Annotated in this window: 17 protein-coding genes and 1 riboswitch; of the genes, 10 read left to right on the forward strand and 7 right to left on the reverse strand. The window is 50.4% G+C overall.

Annotated elements, in window-relative coordinates:
- Nucleotides 1–55: 55 nt before the first annotated feature.
- The 6 genes from artP (at nt 56) to yegS (ending at nt 4,947) form a co-directional block, all read left to right on the forward strand.
- Complete coding sequence (gene artP, locus BZK40_RS09070) at nt 56–784, forward strand: arginine ABC transporter ATP-binding protein ArtP (RefSeq protein WP_003027295.1); 729 nt, start codon at nt 56–58, stop codon at nt 782–784.
- Between the two features lie 16 nt (nt 785–800).
- Nucleotides 801–1,532, forward strand: a complete 732-nt coding sequence (gene artI / locus BZK40_RS09075) for an arginine ABC transporter substrate-binding protein ArtI (protein ID WP_003027298.1) — start codon at nt 801–803, stop codon at nt 1,530–1,532.
- Nucleotides 1,533–1,538: 6 nt separating this feature from the next.
- Nucleotides 1,539–2,255: an arginine ABC transporter permease ArtQ gene (gene artQ, locus BZK40_RS09080; protein WP_003027301.1), complete on the forward strand. Its 717-nt coding sequence runs from the start codon at nt 1,539–1,541 to the stop codon at nt 2,253–2,255.
- Nucleotides 2,255–2,923, forward strand: coding sequence for an arginine ABC transporter permease ArtM (gene artM, locus BZK40_RS09085; protein WP_003840185.1), 669 nt, complete (start codon nt 2,255–2,257; stop codon nt 2,921–2,923). Before artQ ends, artM begins: the two co-directional genes overlap by 1 nt.
- A 261-nt stretch (nt 2,924–3,184) precedes the next feature.
- Nucleotides 3,185–3,916 carry an arginine ABC transporter substrate-binding protein ArtJ gene (gene artJ / locus BZK40_RS09090; protein ID WP_003027308.1) on the forward strand — a complete coding sequence of 244 codons (732 nt, stop codon included), beginning with the start codon at nt 3,185–3,187 and terminating at the stop codon, nt 3,914–3,916.
- 131 nt (nt 3,917–4,047) lie between these two features.
- Entirely contained in the window at nt 4,048–4,947 is a 900-nt protein-coding gene (gene yegS / locus BZK40_RS09095) for a lipid kinase YegS (protein ID WP_048234948.1), read from the forward strand.
- Between the two features lie 20 nt (nt 4,948–4,967).
- Here yegS and fbaB read toward each other — a convergent pair whose 3' ends face one another.
- Nucleotides 4,968–6,020, reverse strand: coding sequence for a class I fructose-bisphosphate aldolase (gene fbaB / locus BZK40_RS09100; protein ID WP_003834421.1), 1,053 nt, complete (start codon nt 6,018–6,020; stop codon nt 4,968–4,970).
- A gap of 252 nt (nt 6,021–6,272) precedes the next feature.
- Between fbaB and BZK40_RS09105 the strand changes: the two genes are divergently transcribed.
- The 3 genes from BZK40_RS09105 to BZK40_RS09115 are packed head-to-tail and all read left to right on the forward strand — an operon-like array spanning nt 6,273 to nt 9,513.
- Nucleotides 6,273–7,550: a nucleoside permease gene (locus BZK40_RS09105; RefSeq protein WP_079934523.1), complete on the forward strand. Its 1,278-nt coding sequence runs from the start codon at nt 6,273–6,275 to the stop codon at nt 7,548–7,550.
- Complete coding sequence (locus tag BZK40_RS09110; RefSeq protein ID WP_079934524.1) at nt 7,547–8,551, forward strand: ADP-ribosylglycohydrolase family protein; 1,005 nt, start codon at nt 7,547–7,549, stop codon at nt 8,549–8,551. The genes BZK40_RS09105 and BZK40_RS09110 overlap by 4 nt, the downstream gene beginning before the upstream one ends.
- Entirely contained in the window at nt 8,548–9,513 is a 966-nt protein-coding gene (locus BZK40_RS09115; RefSeq protein ID WP_079934525.1) for a PfkB family carbohydrate kinase, read from the forward strand. The genes BZK40_RS09110 and BZK40_RS09115 overlap by 4 nt, the downstream gene beginning before the upstream one ends.
- On the opposite strand, the gene BZK40_RS09120 is transcribed toward BZK40_RS09115, so the two are convergent.
- Genes BZK40_RS09120 through thiM form a run of 3 tightly spaced genes read right to left on the reverse strand, consistent with a single transcriptional unit; the run spans nt 9,487 to nt 11,861 of the window.
- Nucleotides 9,487–10,233: a GntR family transcriptional regulator gene (locus BZK40_RS09120; RefSeq protein WP_008785236.1), complete on the reverse strand. Its 747-nt coding sequence runs from the start codon at nt 10,231–10,233 to the stop codon at nt 9,487–9,489. The two genes, BZK40_RS09115 and BZK40_RS09120, sit on opposite strands and share 27 nt — an antisense overlap.
- A 42-nt stretch (nt 10,234–10,275) precedes the next feature.
- Nucleotides 10,276–11,076, reverse strand: coding sequence for a bifunctional hydroxymethylpyrimidine kinase/phosphomethylpyrimidine kinase (gene thiD, locus BZK40_RS09125; protein ID WP_048234945.1), 801 nt, complete (start codon nt 11,074–11,076; stop codon nt 10,276–10,278).
- The gene (gene thiM / locus BZK40_RS09130) at nt 11,073–11,861 is read right to left on the reverse strand and encodes a hydroxyethylthiazole kinase (protein ID WP_079934526.1); all 789 of its coding nucleotides are present in this window, start codon (nt 11,859–11,861) and stop codon (nt 11,073–11,075) included. Before thiM ends, thiD begins: the two co-directional genes overlap by 4 nt.
- A gap of 31 nt (nt 11,862–11,892) precedes the next feature.
- A riboswitch (TPP riboswitch) is annotated at nt 11,893–11,988 on the reverse strand.
- Between the two features lie 234 nt (nt 11,989–12,222).
- Here thiM and BZK40_RS09135 point away from each other — a divergent pair.
- A complete protein-coding gene (locus tag BZK40_RS09135; RefSeq protein WP_095533119.1) occupies nt 12,223–12,555 on the forward strand; it encodes an RcnB family protein in 333 nt (110 codons plus the stop codon).
- Between the two features lie 53 nt (nt 12,556–12,608).
- On the opposite strand, the gene BZK40_RS09140 is transcribed toward BZK40_RS09135, so the two are convergent.
- The 3 genes from BZK40_RS09140 to BZK40_RS09150 are packed head-to-tail and all read right to left on the reverse strand — an operon-like array spanning nt 12,609 to nt 16,772.
- Complete coding sequence (locus BZK40_RS09140) at nt 12,609–13,616, reverse strand: fimbrial protein (protein WP_131820873.1); 1,008 nt, start codon at nt 13,614–13,616, stop codon at nt 12,609–12,611.
- Nucleotides 13,588–16,074 (reverse strand): fimbrial biogenesis outer membrane usher protein, encoded by a 2,487-nt coding sequence (locus BZK40_RS09145; protein ID WP_079934527.1) that lies wholly within the window; start codon nt 16,072–16,074, stop codon nt 13,588–13,590. Before BZK40_RS09145 ends, BZK40_RS09140 begins: the two co-directional genes overlap by 29 nt.
- Before the next feature lie 14 nt (nt 16,075–16,088).
- Entirely contained in the window at nt 16,089–16,772 is a 684-nt protein-coding gene (locus tag BZK40_RS09150; RefSeq protein ID WP_048215930.1) for a fimbria/pilus periplasmic chaperone, read from the reverse strand.
- Between the last annotated feature and the right edge of the window lie 43 nt (nt 16,773–16,815).

Here is a 16,815-nt window from a genome sequence, read left to right on the forward strand (position 1 = left end):
TCAAAGGTAGTATCTGCGGCTTCAATAGCTATCAGACTGCCAGTATCGAGTGTCAATGAGTATTCAATTAAACGGCATTAACTGCTTCTACGGCGCACATCAGGCGCTGTTCGATATCACGCTGGATTGCCCTCAGGGTGAAACACTGGTGTTACTTGGCCCAAGTGGAGCCGGGAAAAGCTCGCTGCTGCGCGTACTCAACCTGCTTGAGATGCCGCGCTCGGGTACGCTCTCTATTGCAGGCAACCGTTTCGACTTCACGAAGACCCCGTCAGATAAAGCCATTCGGGATCTGCGTCAGAACGTGGGCATGGTCTTTCAGCAATATAATCTCTGGCCGCATCTCACGGTTGTGCAGAACCTGATTGAAGCGCCCTGCCGTGTGCTCGGTCTGACAAAAGAGCAGGCAATGGCGCGCGCCGAGAAACTGCTGGAACGTCTGCGCCTCAAGCCTTACAGCGATCGTTACCCATTACATCTTTCCGGTGGACAGCAACAGCGTGTAGCCATTGCCCGCGCGTTGATGATGGAGCCGCAGGTGCTGCTGTTTGATGAACCGACCGCCGCGCTTGACCCGGAAATTACCGCCCAAATCGTCAGCATCATTCGCGAACTGGCGGAAACCAACATTACTCAGGTGATCGTCACCCACGAAGTGGAAGTTGCACGTAAAACGGCCAGTCGTGTGGTGTATATGGAAAACGGTCATATCGTCGAGTTTGGGGATGCGAGCTGCTTTGCCAACCCGCAAACCGAAGCGTTTAAAAACTATCTTTCTCACTAAGATTCGGGACAATACAATGAAAAAAGTTCTGATTGCCGCGCTAATCGCAGGTTTTAGTCTTTCCGCTACCGCAGCCCAAACCATTCGTTTCGCCACCGAAGCGTCTTATCCTCCGTTTGAATCTATCGATGCGAATAACAAGATCGTAGGTTTTGACGTTGATCTGGCAAACGCGCTGTGTAAAGAGATTGACGCTACTTGTACCTTCACCAATCAGGCCTTCGACAGCCTGATTCCGAGCCTGAAGTTCCGTCGTTTTGACGCGGTGATGGCCGGTATGGACATCACGCCTGAGCGTGAAAAACAGGTGCTGTTCACCACCCCTTACTACGACAACTCTGCGCTGTTTGTGGGCCAGCAGGGTAAATACACCAGCATCGACCAGCTGAAAGGTAAAAAAGTCGGCGTTCAAAACGGTACCACGCACCAGAAATTCATCATGGATAAACATCCGGAAGTGACCACTGTGCCGTATGACAGCTACCAGAATGCCAAACTCGATCTGCAAAATGGTCGTATTGACGGCGTCTTTGGTGATACCGCAGTAGTAACCGAGTGGCTGAAAGACAATCCTAAGCTTGCCGCGGTTGGTGACAAAGTGACGGATAAAGATTACTTCGGTACCGGTCTGGGCATTGCTGTGCGCCAGGGCAATACCGAGCTGCAGCAGAAATTTAACGCTGCGCTGGAAAAAGTGAAGAAAGATGGGACTTACGAGACCATCTACAACAAATGGTTCCAGAAGTAATATTTGATGAATGAATTTTTTCCTTTAGCAAGCGCCGCCGGGATGACCGTCGGCCTTGCCGTTTGTGCGCTGATCATTGGCCTTGCGCTCGCCATGTTTTTTGCCGTCTGGGAGTCAGTAAAATGGCGCCCGGTGGCATGGGCGGGCTCGGCCCTGGTCACCATCCTGCGCGGTCTGCCAGAAATTCTGGTGGTTCTGTTTATCTATTTCGGCTCCTCACAGCTGCTGCTGACGCTGGCCGATGGCTTTACGATCAATCTCGGGTTTGTACAAATCCCGGTTCAGATGCAGATCGAAAACTTCGACGTCAGCCCGTTCCTGTGCGGTGTCATTGCACTGTCATTACTGTACGCCGCTTACGCGTCGCAAACGCTGCGTGGCGCGCTGAAGGCCGTGCCACTCGGACAATGGGAATCAGGTCAGGCGTTGGGTTTGTCTAAAGCTGCGATCTTCTTTCGTCTGGTGATGCCGCAGATGTGGCGTCATGCCTTACCGGGACTGGGTAACCAGTGGCTGGTATTGCTGAAAGATACCGCGCTGGTCAGCCTTATCAGCGTGAACGATCTGATGCTGCAAACGAAGAGTATTGCCACCCGCACCCAGGAGCCGTTTACCTGGTACATTGTGGCGGCCGCTATTTACCTGGTGATTACGCTGGTGAGTCAGTACATTCTCAAACGCATTGACCTGCGCGCGACACGTTTTGAGCGGAGACCAGGCTGATGCTTGAGTATTTACCTGAATTGTTGAAAGGGCTGCATACCAGCCTGACGCTGACGGTCGCCTCCATCGTGGTTGCTCTGGTGCTGGCGCTGATCTTCACCGTCATCCTGACGCTGAAAACGCCGGTGCTGGTGTGGCTGGTTCGCGCTTATATCACGCTGTTTACCGGTACACCGCTGCTGGTGCAAATCTTCCTGATCTACTACGGACCAGGACAGTTTCCGGCATTGCAAGAATATCCGGTATTGTGGCATCTGCTCTCTGAACCCTGGTTATGCGCCTTAATTGCGCTGTCGTTAAACAGTGCGGCCTACACTACGCAACTGTTTTACGGCGCTATCCGTGCAATCCCGGAAGGCCAGTGGCAGTCCTGCGGAGCGTTAGGGATGAGCAAAAAGGATACGCTGGCGATTCTGTTGCCGTACGCCTTTAAACGCGCCCTCTCCTCGTATTCCAACGAAGTGGTGCTGGTATTTAAAAGTACCTCACTGGCTTACACTATCACGCTGATGGAAGTCATGGGTTATAGCCAGTTGCTGTACGGCCGCACGTACGACGTTATGGTCTTCGGTGCCGCGGGTGTGATTTACCTGATCGTCAACGGTTTGCTGACGCTGATGATGCGCTTAATCGAACGTAAAGCGCTGGCGTTTGAACACCGGAATTAAGCATATGCCTGATGGCGCTACGCTTATCAGGCCTACGGTTCATGCACCTTTTGTAGGCCGGATAAGGTGCTAGCACCGCCATCCGGCAAATATGCATAAAGCAAAATAATAAAGACGGACAACAACCTAAATTGTCCGTCTTTTTTTATACCATAAAAAATATTTAATCATTTTTATTGCATACAAATTCATAAAATGGCATTGTTACCCCACGCCGCAGACACGGTAATAATCATAAGATTGACAGACGGGAGTTCCACCATGAAAAAGTTAGTACTGGCCGCATTACTTGCTACTTTCGCCGCTGGCGCCTCAGCTGCTGATAAAATTAGTTTCGGTGTATCAGCCACGTATCCGCCATTTGAATCACTGGACGCGAGCAATAAAATTGTCGGTTTTGACATCGACCTGGCAACGGCGCTGTGCAAACAAATGCAGGCAGAATGTACTTTCACCAATCACGCTTTCGACAGCCTGATCCCCGCGCTGAAATTCAAGAAATATGATGCGGTAATTTCCGGAATGGATATCACACCTGAGCGTAGCAAGCAGGTTGCATTTACTCAGCCTTACTATGCCAACTCCGCGCTGGTGATTGCGAAAAAAGACACCTATAAAACCTTTGCCGACCTGAAAGGTAAGCGCATCGGTATGGAAAACGGCACCACCCATCAGAAATACCTGCAGGACAAACATCCTGAGGTGAAAACCGTGGCCTACGATAGCTATCAGAATGCGATTATCGACCTGAAAAATGGCCGTATTGATGGCGTATTTGGCGATACCGCTGTGGTTAACGAATGGCTGAAAACCAACCCGCAGTTAGGCGTAGCCACTGACAAAGTAACCGATCCGCAATACTTCGGTACTGGCCTTGGCATCGCGGTTCGCCCGGATAACAAAGCCCTGCTGGAAAAACTGAACAGCGCGCTGGCGGCAATCAAAGCTGACGGCACGTACCAGAAAATCAGCGACCAGTGGTTCCCGCAGTAACGTCTGCCCAATCTGAAAAGCCGCGCTCTGCGGCTTTTTTTATCTCTTCGCCTGCGCTTTCAGTCAGTTCTTACGCCATAAACGCTTTCCTGGCATACACTTGTTAAAACGAAAAAAAGTGAGGCAAACGGATGATAGCGTTCCCTGCCAGTTTACTGATCCTCAATGGAAAAAGTGCTGATAATCTCCCCCTGCGTGATGCCATTGCGAAGCTTCGCGATGAAGGCGTGGAAATCCATGTTCGCGTGACCTGGGAAAAAGGCGATGCCCAACGCTACGTTGATGAAGCTCGTCAGCTAGGCGTTGCTACGGTGATAGCCGGCGGCGGTGACGGCACCATCAACGAAGTTTCGACAGCGCTGATTCAGTCGCAGGGTGGCAATATTCCAGCGCTGGGTATTTTACCGTTGGGAACGGCGAATGACTTTGCCACCAGTGTTGGTATACCCGATGACCTTGATAAGGCATTAAAGCTGGCTATCGCTGCAAATGCGACTGCAATCGATATGGTGCTGGTCAACGATAAAACCTGTTTTATCAACATGGCGACCGGCGGGTTTGGCACTCGGATCACCACCGAAACGCCGGAAAAACTCAAGGCCGCACTGGGCGGTGTATCGTATTTTATTCACGGATTAATGCGCATGGATACGCTCAAGCCCGACATCTGTGACATTCGTGGGGAGGATTTTCACTGGCAGGGTAAAGCGCTGGTGATTGGTATCGGTAACGGTCGCCAGGCCGGTGGTGGGCAACAGCTTTGCCCGACGGCGCTGATCAACGACGGCCTGCTGCAACTGCGCATTTTTACCGGCGAAGAACTACTGCCAGGACTGCTTTCGGCGTTAACGCAATCCGAAGACAACCCTAACATTATTGACGGCGCATCGTCGTGGTTTGATATCCGCGCCCCACACGAAATTACCTTTAATCTCGATGGTGAACCGCTCAGCGGACAAGAGTTTCATATTGAAATCCTGCCCGCTGCGCTACGTTGCAGACTGCCGCCGGGTTGTCCGCTATTGCGCTAACCCAACGACAATCCGAGGGATCAGGCAATAGTGACTTTGCTGTCCAGATAAACGTCCTGTACGGCGTTAATCAACTTAACGCCGTCGGCCATGGTTTTCTTGAACGCTTTACGCCCCAGAATCAGCCCCATACCACCCGCACGTTTGTTAATAACCGCCGTACGCACTGCATCGCTCAGGTCGGTGTCGCCGCCGGCCGCCCCGCCAGAGTTAATTAACCCGGCGCGCCCCATATAACAGTTCGCCAGTTGGTAACGCACCAGGTCAATTGGATTCTCGCTGGTCAACTTGGTATAGACGCGATCGTCGGTATAGCCAAAATTAACCGCTTTATACCCGCCGTTATTTTCCGCCATTTTCTGCTTAACGATATCCGCTCCGATAGTGGCAGCCAGATGGTTAGCCTGCCCGGTAAGATCGGCGGAAACATGGTAATCCACGCCATCTTTTTTAAACGCGGAGTTACGCAGATACGCCCACAGCACGGTAACCATACCCAACTCATGGGCGCGCTCAAACGCCGCTGAAATCTCTTCAATCTGGCGGCGAGATTCCTCAGAACCGAAATAGATGGTTGCCCCTACCGCAACCGCACCCATATTGAACGCCTGCTCTACGCTGGCATACAGCGTTTGGTCAAAGGTATTCGGATAGCTGAGCGTTTCGTTGTGGTTAATTTTAACGAGGAACGGGATACGGTGCGCGTAGCGGCGGGAGACAGAAGCCAGCACACCGTAAGTCGATGCCACGCAGTTGCACCCTGCTTCGATAGCCAACTCCACAATATTCTTCGGATCAAAGTACAGCGGGTTAGCGGCAAACGAAGCCCCAGCAGAATGCTCTACCCCCTGATCCACCGGTAGGATCGACAAATACCCTGTCCCGGCAAGTCGCCCCGTGTTATACAGCGTCTGCATATTACGCAGCACGGCAGGCGGCCGGTTGTTATCCACCATCACGCGATCGACGTAATCATGTCCAGGCAGGTAAAGTTGGTCAGAAGGAATGGTCATACAACGATGCTGTAAAAGGCTGTCGGCATCTTTGCCAAGCAACTGCGCAATATCAGTCATAGCTATGCTCCCGTAAGTTCCGGTTTAAAACCGGAATATGGATTGTCCTGACCCGCCTTTTTGCGGGCAGCATTAAGCCTGGTACCGACTGCGCTTTTTTTCCATCTTTAGCGCACTTTTCAGCAACTTCTGCTGGCTCGATTCAGGAAAAAATAATGTTAAGACGGTCAAAGTTTAATCTCAAAGGTATTTTAAAGGTATTATTGAATGGTACTATCAGCGCGTACCTTACCTGTCATGAAGGATTTAAAGATGAAAACTACAGTTAAGCTGTCGTTCATGATGTTTGTAGAGTGGTTTATCTGGGGCGCCTGGTTTGTACCACTGTGGCTGTGGCTGAGTAAAAGTGGCTTTAGCGCCGGGGAGATCGGCTGGTCTTACGCCTGTACCGCGATTGCGGCGATCCTGTCGCCCATCCTGGTCGGCTCTATCACTGACCGCTTTTTCTCCGCGCAGAAAGTGCTGGCGGTGTTGATGTTCGCTGGCGCTATTTTGATGTATTTCGCCGCCCAGCAAACCACCTTCAGTGGATTCTTCCCGCTGTTACTGGCCTATTCGTTAACCTATATGCCGACGATTGCGCTGACCAACAGTATTGCTTTTGCCAACGTACCGGATGTTGAACGTGATTTCCCGCGCATCCGCGTGATGGGGACCATTGGCTGGATTGCCTCCGGTTTGGCCTGCGGTTTCTTACCGCAAATGCTTGGCTATAACGACATCTCACCCACCAATATTCCCCTGCTTATCACTGCCGGAAGTTCCGCATTATTAGGCGTTTTTGCCTTCTTTTTACCGGATACGCCGCCAAAAAGTACCGGCAAAATGGATTTCAAAGTTATGCTGGGTCTGGATGCGCTGATCCTGCTGCGCGATAAGAACTTCCTCGTCTTCTTCTTTTGCTCTTTCCTGTTTGCGATGCCACTGGCGTTCTATTACATCTTCGCCAACGGCTATCTGACAGAAGTCGGAATGAAAAACGCCACCGGCTGGATGACACTGGGCCAATTCTCTGAAATCTTCTTTATGCTGGCGCTACCGTTTTTCACCAAACGCTTTGGCATTAAAAAGGTATTGTTGCTTGGTCTTATTACTGCGGCGATCCGCTACGGATTTTTCGTTTACGGCGGTGCGGAAGAATATTTCACTTACGCCCTGCTGTTTCTCGGCATTCTGCTGCACGGCGTCAGTTACGACTTCTATTACGTCACGGCTTACATCTATGTCGATAAAAAAGCGCCGGTCCACATGCGCACCGCAGCGCAAGGGCTTATCACCCTCTGCTGTCAGGGGTTCGGCAGCCTGCTCGGTTACCGTCTGGGCGGCGTGATGATGGAAAAAATGTTTGCTTATCAGGAACCGGTTAATGGTCTCACCTTTAACTGGGCTGGCATGTGGGGATTTGGCGCGGTCATGATTGCCGTCATTGCCGTGATGTTTATGATTTTCTTTCGCGAATCAGACAAAGAAATCACCGCCATTAAGGTGGACGATCGCGATGTAGCGTTGAAACAAGGGGAAGTAAAATGAAAGCAGAACGTATTCTCGGTGCTCTTTATGGGCAGGCGTTAGGGGATGCGATGGGTATGCCGTCGGAACTGTGGCCAAGAACCCGGGTTAAAGCACACTTCGGTTGGATCGACCGTTTTTTGCCCGGCCCTGCGGAAAATAATGCCGCCTGCTATTTTAACCAGGCGGAGTTCACTGATGACACGTCCATGGCACTGTGTCTGGCAGATGCCCTGCTTGAGTGCGACGGCGAAATTGTGCCAGACGTTATTGGTCGCAATATTCTGGCCTGGGCCGAGCAGTTTGATGCTTTTAATAAAAACGTGCTCGGCCCGACCTCGAAAATTGCGTTGAAAGCTATTCGTGACGGTAAACCGGTCGCCGAACTGGAAAACAACGGCGTGACCAATGGCGCGGCAATGCGCGTTTCCCCGCTGGGATGCCTGCTGCCCGCCCGCGATCTTGATGCCTTTATCGATGATGTGGCACTGGCCTCCAGCCCAACGCATAAATCGGATCTGGCTATCGCGGGAGCCGTTGTCGTCGCGTGGGCAGTATCGCGCGCCATCGACGGAGGAAAATGGTCAGAGATTGTCGACGCGCTACCTGCCATTGCCCTGCATGCGCAGCAAAAACGAATCACCACCTTTAGCGCATCGCTTTGTGCACGCCTTGAACTGGCGCTGAAAATCGTCCGTAACGCTGATGGCATCGAGTCCGCCAGCGAGCAGTTGTATCAGGTTGTGGGGGCAGGAACCAGCACCATTGAGTCCGTTCCTTGCGCTATCGCCATGGTTGAGCTGGCACAGACCGATCCTAACCGCTGCGCCATTTTGTGCGCTAACCTCGGCGGCGATACCGACACCATCGGGGCGATGGCAACCGCCATTTGTGGTGCATTACACGGCGTGAGCGCGATCAACCCAGCATTGAAGCAGGAGTTGGACGCGGTGAATCAGCTGGACTTTACCCACTACGCCAACGGGTTAATGCGACTGCGCGAGCTGCGGGAGGCGCTATGAGCAACACGCATCTGCAACAACTTCTCTCGCAATTACGTACACAGCGGCCAGTAACGGTGGTGGGTGCGGCGGTGATTGATGTCATTGCCGATGCGTATGCCCTCCCCTGGCGCGGCTGTGACATCGAGCTCAAGCAGCAAGGTGTTAACGTTGGCGGCTGCGCACTCAATATCGCCGTCACGCTTAAGCGTTTAGGTATCGATGCCTGCAATGCTCTACCACTGGGTCAGGGAGTGTGGGCCGACATTATCCGCAACCGGATGACAAAAGAGGGACTGCATAGCCTGATCGACAATGCCGAAGGCGATAACGGTTGGTGTCTGGCGCTGGTGGAGCCGGATGGCGAGCGTACCTTTATGTCTTTTAGCGGCGTTGAGAATCAGTGGAATGCCGCCTGGCTGGCACAGCTGGATATCCCGCGTCATAGCCTGGTGTATCTTTCGGGTTATCAGCTAGCGTCCCCGTGCGGTGAATTGCTGGTGCAGTGGCTGGAAGGTCTGGAAGAGGTGACACCATTTATCGATTTTGGCCCGCGCATCGGCGACATTCCCGAGCCCTTACTGGCAAGAATTATGGCCTGTCGTCCGCTGGTGTCACTTAATCGTCAGGAGGCGGAAATTGCTGCCGAGCGGTTTGCATTAAGTCAGGATGTGGAAGGTTTTGGCGCAGAATGGGTGCAGCGTTTCACCGCACCGGTGGTCGTGCGTCACGATAAAGACGGCGCATTGTATTTCAGCGCACAGACATCCGGCTGCGTACCGGCATTTGCAACGGCGGTCGTTGATACTATCGGCGCAGGTGACAGCCACGCTGGCGGCATGCTGGCTGGGCTGGCGTCTGGCTGGACGCTGGCCGACTCAGTGCTGTTAGGTAACGCGGTGGCGTCCTGGGTAGTTGGGCATCGCGGTGGCGATTGCGCCCCGTCACGCGAGGAGCTACTCCTCGCACACAAAAACGTATAGATCGCTACGACAGTAACTGATGCTGTATTCAATAGGCCGTTGCTGCTGGTCAAGCGCTACCTGCTTGATCACCAGTACCGGCACTTTGCTATCCATTTGAATGTGCGCCTGGAACTCTGCGTCAGGCATTCTGGCGCTAACACGTGAGCGCGTGCGCTGCGGGAAAATATGCTGGCTACGAAAATAGTCATACAGCGAAACACCGATGGCATCCACGTCATGAATTAGATGTGCGGGTACCCAGGACTCTTCAATAGAGACTGCGTCTTCGTCAACGTAACGAATGCGTTTGAGCAAGAAGACATCACTCCCTGCGACAACAGCCAACTGCTGTGCCACCTCTTCCGGGCAAGGCACAATTCTTTTGTTAACCCACAACGTATCCGGTTTTTTACCGCGCAACACCACCTGCTGAGAAAAACCGCGCGCTTCTTTAAGCGAATACTCGAAGATATTGTTAATTTGCGTTCCGTAACCGCGGGCACGTGTTACTACACCTTCTTCTTCCAGAGCCTGCATCGCCTTGCGTACCGTAATCCGAGAAACGCCGGTCAACTGGCTGAGGTCGCGCTCGCCGGGCAGGATATTGCCGTGCTCCAGGATCCCACTGCGCACAGCATTCTTCACCGTCTGCGCAAATTTCATATACAGCGGCGTGTTATCCGCCGCTGAAATACGTTCATTCAGTTGTGCGATAAGCTGGGTATGCGCTTGTTCCATTTATCTTTTTCCTGGCCGCCGTTTCTGCAGCCAGTATACCCATTACCACCACGCGTGGAAATGATGCACCGGACCGATTCCTTCGCCAACTTCCAGCGTGTCGGCCTGTGCCAACGCCGCTGAAAGCCACAGTTTGGCTTCCTGTACGGTATCGGCCCAGTTGTTATGGCGCGGACGCAGGGCTGCCAACGCCGCCGATAGCGTACAACCGGTGCCATGGGTATTTTTGGTCATCACCCTTGGTGCGGTAAAACGCTGCTCACCATCGCGCGTAAAGAGCCAGTCGGGGCTTTGTGCATCATCCAGATGACCGCCCTTCATCAACACTGCCTCGCAGCCCAGCGCCCGTAGCGCCCTTCCCTGCTCTAACATCTCCTGCTCAGTCTGCGCATGCGATGCCCCGAGCAGTGCAGCAGCTTCGGGTAAATTAGGGGTGATAATCGAAACCTGCGGCAGCAAACGGGTACGCAACGTTTCTACCGCCGAGGGCGACAGCAACGGATCGCCGCTTTTCGCCAACATCACCGTGTCCAGCACCACATTTTGTACCCGATGGCGACGTAAACGTTCGGCGACAGCTTCGACAATGTCCGTCTCCGCCAACATACCGATTTTAGTCGTATCAATACGCACATCATTGAACACAGAGTCCAACTGCGCGGCGACAAAATCAGGTTCAATGCGATACACCGACTGCACCCCACGCGTATTTTGCGCCACCAACGCCGTGATAACGGAACAGCCGTAAGCGCCCAGCGCCGAGAAGGTTTTTAAATCAGCCTGAATACCCGCACCACCGCTTGGATCGGTTCCGGCGATCGTTAATGCGTTAATCCGTTTCATGCTTGCTCCTGGGCGTTCAGGTTATAGAGGGCGTCGAGAAATGCCGGGACAAAGCTGCCCGGTCCGTTTGATTGTTGTGTGGCTATTTGCCCGGCCTGTTTCATCCAGCTACAGGCGGAGGCGACGTTATCAAGTCGGTCACCACGTAAAGCGCAACTGGCCGCAACAACCGCTGAAAGAGCACATCCGGTGCCCACCACGCGAGTCATCAACGGGTCACCACCGTCCACGCAAACGGTACGCTGACCATCGGTGACGTAATCCACTTCGCCGGTAACCACGACAATGGTCCCAATCTGACGAGCCAGCGCCTGCGCTGCCGGAAGCGCAGCGACAGCCGTATCGGTTGTATCCACGCCGCGTCCCCCACCGTTCATGCCGGCCAGAGCAAGTATTTCCGAAGCGTTGCCACGAATAGCCGCAGGCTGTAGTGACAATAATTCCAGGCAGAAGCGGCGGCGAAACTCAAGCGCGCCTACGGCAACGGGATCGAGCGTCCACGGGGTTTTAGCATGATGAGCCTGCTCAACTGCGGCACGCATCGCCGTGGCCCGTTCCCGAGTTAAGGTGCCGACATTAACCAGCAATGCACTGGCAATAGCGGCGAATTGGCTGGCTTCTTCAGGCTCGATCACCATCGCAGGCGATGCGCCCAGCGCCAGTAACGTATTGGCAGTAAAGCTTTGCACGACCTCATTGGTCATACAGTGTGTGAGCGGGGATAAGGTTCTAAATTGGTGCAAAGTGTGAGCCGCGAGCGCGCGGCTGTGCAGGTCAGGCTGCATGGTTCAGCTCCTGCCCGCGCGAAGAAGGGACACGAGCAGTGTCAGACTTCCCTACGCTGGCATTATCCAGATCAGGTTGTACGGGTATTTCTCAGCCTTCACCAGAAGGGCACCCCGAGTCGTTGAAACACAAACGTAATACGCTGGTTTCAGTAACAGGATACTGCCTGTGCTTAACGATGTAAATTGGCGCACTCCCCACTCCCGCAGTGAAACTACTGGTCAAGGTTGTTGCAATTCTGTACTTTCATTTACACTTTTTACGAAATGACTGGAGTGATCACAAAATAGTGCTTGTCAGACATCCGGTATGCCAGGAATGATACATGACTGATTTTGATGACCCGAAGAGGTAGAGAGGATGGGTATGAAGAATAAAATGTTGCTGGGTGCACTTCTGCTTGCAAGCAGCGTCGCCTGGGCCGCACCAGCTGCAACAGCTGCCCCCACCGGTATCGATAAGTATGAACTGAGCAGCTTTATTGCTGACTTCACCCATTTCAAACCCGGTGACAAGGTTCCACCACTGTATCTCACCGAAGAATACACCATTAAACAGTGGAATCTGCGCAACCTGCCCGCACCGACGGCAGGCACCCACTGGACCTACATGGGCGGCGCATATGTGCTGGTCAACGATGCCGATGCTAAGATCATTAAAGCCTACGACGGCGAGATTTTTTATCACCGCTAAAAAAAACGCACCCAGTATAGTTGGGTGCGTAAATTTCCTGCTTTACTTACTTTTTAATTATAGTCAATAACGACCTTTACCCGACTCATTGTTTCTCCCGCAGTGACTTTCCCTGCATACGTTCTGGTGCGGGCGTAAATATTGATTGGTACTATATTCGCTTTCACATCGCCAGATCGATACAGGTTACTTCTGCCATAACCAATACTCGTTGAACCGTCCATTGATAACTGAAATCCTACCGACCCTGCGCTATTCGCCGCAGTACCATAATCGTTGGTCAGGGTCATTGAATCCTCCGCCAATGGACTCATCGGTTCAAAATAAAATAACAGATTATCAGGCGTAAACTTCAGATTCCCAGCCCCACTGGCCTGACAGGTGAATATTACCGGGTGAAGCTCAAATTTTTTCTTATCAAGATCATTAATATTTATCCTTCCCAGATCAATTTCCTGATTACCAAAATAGCAGGTTGTGATATCGACCATAATCGTGACATTTAAATTATAATTTAATTTTTTTGAACTACAGTTATTCTCATTTCCCTGACAGTATTCAAGGCTCAACTCAGTAACGAGAGGGATCGTCGCACCAGGGGCGATGATCGTTGCGGCCCCGCGGTCTGGGGCCTCAACAATTGAATAGTTCAGAACTAAACCCGCCATATCAAAAAAATCTGACAATGTATACTTTGCTTTATTTGCAACAATATCCTTTGCTTGATAACTCACAGAAAAGGAAACAATGTAATATTTACTGCCTACCTTAAAAGCATATTCACTGCTATGCAAGATGGCCATTGCGGCCTTCAACCATGCCTTCTCCTGTGACTTACAGTCCAGTACAACAGTGCCATCCTGGCCAGAAGCAAAAACACCACCATCAAGTACACCGGACATCGCATCTGGGGTGAAAGAATATGCTCCCGTAATATTTGGTGGAGGAACAAAATCACATTTATCAGCCTGTGCCCAAAAAGAGCATAATGTTAATACCGTTAACAGTATCCATCTCATCATCATTATCCTTTTACTGGCATGAGTATGTCTTACTGGCATCAATTTCCTGATTGAAGGAGATTGTGCAGTAACGTCCTTGTTGTTTATCAATGGCAACTTTGATTTTTGCAGGCACGTCATTAGTACGAATAAACAACATACTGCCTTGCCCAACCAGACCAATGTTTTCGCCCTGTTCGCTTTCGACCTCATAACCAAAGGTTAATGGTGATCCATCCGAGCGCAATGCTTTAAAGTACCAGGGTTTACGCTGGTCGGTATCAAATTGCGCTTTGACCACTGCCCCACGATATGGAGCAACACTTTTACGGTTACCCTGTAATTCTGTTTCGCTATTGGTATTAGAGACATCCAGTGTCAGCATATTCTCACGGTACGCACTCATACCATCATATACCACCGTACCTTTACTGTTTGTCTCCCGATATTTCTGCCCATTGATATAAGCGCCTTCAAGTCCGGGGGCGTCTACGATGGCGAAAGTCTCAGAAAGGTGGTTTGCCAGGTTTATACCGCCAGCCCATGCCACAATCCCACCGGAGATACTGCCACTGCTTTGTTTATATTTTGTGGATTGACTATAACTACCGTTAACCGTTGCAACAGGAGCACGCCACGTCACATTTGCCCCTGCGCTGGTTTCGCTGTCTTGTCGTTGATGGCTCAGGTTTACACCATAGTTAAATTGATCGCGATCGCCTGCGATCCCACTAATACCGGTATTATTTGATGCAAAACCATCATCATCAAATGTGGTCGAGTTAGAGAGATATACCTGTCGCCGTGGCGTGGATATACCATCTCCCCAGTTAAAGGGTATGGAGATAAAGATGTTGAAACGTTTATCTTCATTATGATCTTCATCGTAGGTTTGGCTAGCAGAAAGCGTATAGCTAATCCGTTGCCAACTATTGGTGTAGCTCAGTTGATAATCTTTATTACTACCGCTACGTCCCCAGTAGTCACGCCATAATGTGCTTAATGATACGGATCCCCACCCCTCAGGAAGCGATTGATTGATGTTGGCTGTAAAACTGTTTTTACGACCGAAATCATACTGATAATAATCAGCAATATCGTAGACATCATTTTCATCACGATGATAACTGTTTTTATTATTCGCCCATACGTGATCGTTAAATGTACGATAGTCACGAGAAGAATATCGGTATGCCGCTAAACCAAATCGCGTCCCTGTCTGCGTAAGATATTTATTCCACGCAACCTGGTAACTCTGGCCATCAAAAACGTCACCATTATCCTGTTTACTATGTGACTGCGTGGCGTCAAAAGAAACAGCGCCAATGCGCGTATTCCAGCCTGTTCCCAGCGTAAAGGCATTATAGTTATCCCCTAGCATTGTGCCGCCATACAGCGTTAATAGATTATTAAAGCCATACTGATAACTGGCCTGAACGAAATCACTTTGGTTGCTGGCACCTTCAATATGGCTGCGACCCGCGACAAAATCATACTTTGACACACCAGGCTGCAACATATTGGGTACAGACGAATAAGGAACCAGATAGGTCGTAACGGTACCATCCGCTTCTTTCACGCTAACGTCGAGGTCCGACCCACCGCCTGCTAACTGCAAATCGGCAATTGAGAAGGGGCCCGGCGGTACCTCTTTTTGATAGACAACAAAACCATTTTGTTCAATAGTGACAAGGGCATTACTTTGTGCAATCCCTTGAACTAACGGCGTAAAATTCTGTTTTGAGTTCGGGAGCATCTGCATATCACGATATAAGCGTACCCCGCGAAACCGCACGGTATCAAAAATATCTGATGATGTGTACATATCGCCCGCGCGCAATGTGCCCAAAATTTCCGGGATCCCGCGCTCCAAATAGAGAGTATTACTCTTCCACTCACCATTACTATCATCAGTCTTATTGTAACTAGCATCAGAATGTAGTTGCCAACCTAATAAATTCAATCCGCTATTAAAACGAGCAAAAGTATTTTTACTGTTACCGGAGTCTTTATAATCGCTATAGTATTGGCTCACATAATAGGACGTATACAGCGCATTAATCCCCCGTTCCCAGTTTTCAGGCTCGACGTAACCGTATTCAAGTTCATTGACGAAAGCCTGCGGGACATTGAGATCAAGGCGAAATCGGCTCACATCAAAAGTCGCCCCTCCCCCCTGAAGTGCAGTTTTTAAAGGTACACATTGTGCATCTTTATCGACTTTAATCCCTTCAGACTTAATCCCAAGACGATGAACGAGATCCCACGTCAAACACGTGTCATCAGGTTCATCTTTGACATTCAATTCATATTTCCCACGCCATTGGTTGTTAAGATAAATATCTAGATCATAGGTTCCGGAAATCGGTTTTTCACCATCAAATCTAAAGTCACTGACCTTTTCACCCTTTAATCCCCCCATCATAAAATGGGTATCAAATGTTTCTTCTTCAGCAAATAGTTGACCCGAGAACAACAGAAAAAATATCGCGGAAGCAAGTGGAGTTATCCTTAACATGGCCACACCTCATATTATTTAACTCTGATCGTATCGCTAACATAATTACCGCGATCATCAATAATAGTCACAACATACTGATTGCTGCCATTGTTTCTCAGTTGGAGAAGTTGACTGGATAATGGTGGCAATAAAATAGTTTTACCATTTAACTGAACTTTGTTCGCTTCAATCTTGGGGATGGTAATCCAGTTCGCAGTAGCATTATTTAAATTTAACCCGCCATTGCCGCGAGAAAAACTTAACTTTTTAATGCTATTTTGTGTGACCGACTCAATACCCTTAGGTCGGTACAGCATTTTTAATCTGTTCTGCATGGCAAATTTTAGCGTATTCTTCCCATCTTGATTATTTGTATTTGGGGGTATATCCAGCACATTAAAATAAAAAAGACTTTCTTTATCATTTGGTAAGTTATTGGCGATTTTTTTGATTTTTATTTGCTGACCTGAATTACCTTTAACACGGATAACCGGCGGAGTCAGCAAAAATGGTACATCTATTTTTTCCGGAGGTAATGTAGTATCGCCATCATCAATCCAGGATTGTACCAGTGATGCCCTGGTACTCTCATTCATCAACTGAACGACAATTTCTTTTTGATCAGCCGGATAAATAACACGGGTGCCATAAATCACGATATCAGCGTGTGCCGGGAGCGTCAGTGCTATCAGGCCTGAAAGTAAAATCCGTTTCATAATACACTACCTTATTGATAGCGCTATATTGTCGAGTCATCCC

The organism is Citrobacter portucalensis, assembly GCF_002042885.1.
Lineage (GTDB): Bacteria > Pseudomonadota > Gammaproteobacteria > Enterobacterales > Enterobacteriaceae > Citrobacter > Citrobacter portucalensis.

What these genes read in the sequence shown, in the direction of transcription:
- yegS (WP_048234948.1), top strand. Translation starts at nt 4,048, where the DNA reads ATGATAGCGTTCCCTGCCAGTTTACTGATCCTCAATGGAAAAAGTGCT.
- BZK40_RS09115 (WP_079934525.1), top strand. Translation starts at nt 8,548, where the DNA reads ATGAGCAACACGCATCTGCAACAACTTCTCTCGCAATTACGTACACAG.
- BZK40_RS09150 (WP_048215930.1), bottom strand. Translation starts at nt 16,772, where the DNA reads ATGAAACGGATTTTACTTTCAGGCCTGATAGCACTGACGCTCCCGGCA.
- BZK40_RS09110 (WP_079934524.1), top strand. Translation starts at nt 7,547, where the DNA reads ATGAAAGCAGAACGTATTCTCGGTGCTCTTTATGGGCAGGCGTTAGGG.
- BZK40_RS09120 (WP_008785236.1), bottom strand. Translation starts at nt 10,233, where the DNA reads ATGGAACAAGCGCATACCCAGCTTATCGCACAACTGAATGAACGTATT.
- BZK40_RS09140 (WP_131820873.1), bottom strand. Translation starts at nt 13,616, where the DNA reads ATGCCAGTAAGACATACTCATGCCAGTAAAAGGATAATGATGATGAGA.
- artM (WP_003840185.1), top strand. Translation starts at nt 2,255, where the DNA reads ATGCTTGAGTATTTACCTGAATTGTTGAAAGGGCTGCATACCAGCCTG.
- BZK40_RS09145 (WP_079934527.1), bottom strand. Translation starts at nt 16,074, where the DNA reads ATGTTAAGGATAACTCCACTTGCTTCCGCGATATTTTTTCTGTTGTTC.
- artI (WP_003027298.1), top strand. Translation starts at nt 801, where the DNA reads ATGAAAAAAGTTCTGATTGCCGCGCTAATCGCAGGTTTTAGTCTTTCC.
- artJ (WP_003027308.1), top strand. Translation starts at nt 3,185, where the DNA reads ATGAAAAAGTTAGTACTGGCCGCATTACTTGCTACTTTCGCCGCTGGC.
- thiM (WP_079934526.1), bottom strand. Translation starts at nt 11,861, where the DNA reads ATGCAGCCTGACCTGCACAGCCGCGCGCTCGCGGCTCACACTTTGCAC.
- artQ (WP_003027301.1), top strand. Translation starts at nt 1,539, where the DNA reads ATGAATGAATTTTTTCCTTTAGCAAGCGCCGCCGGGATGACCGTCGGC.
- thiD (WP_048234945.1), bottom strand. Translation starts at nt 11,076, where the DNA reads ATGAAACGGATTAACGCATTAACGATCGCCGGAACCGATCCAAGCGGT.
- BZK40_RS09105 (WP_079934523.1), top strand. Translation starts at nt 6,273, where the DNA reads ATGAAAACTACAGTTAAGCTGTCGTTCATGATGTTTGTAGAGTGGTTT.
- fbaB (WP_003834421.1), bottom strand. Translation starts at nt 6,020, where the DNA reads ATGACTGATATTGCGCAGTTGCTTGGCAAAGATGCCGACAGCCTTTTA.
- BZK40_RS09135 (WP_095533119.1), top strand. Translation starts at nt 12,223, where the DNA reads ATGGGTATGAAGAATAAAATGTTGCTGGGTGCACTTCTGCTTGCAAGC.
- artP (WP_003027295.1), top strand. Translation starts at nt 56, where the DNA reads ATGAGTATTCAATTAAACGGCATTAACTGCTTCTACGGCGCACATCAG.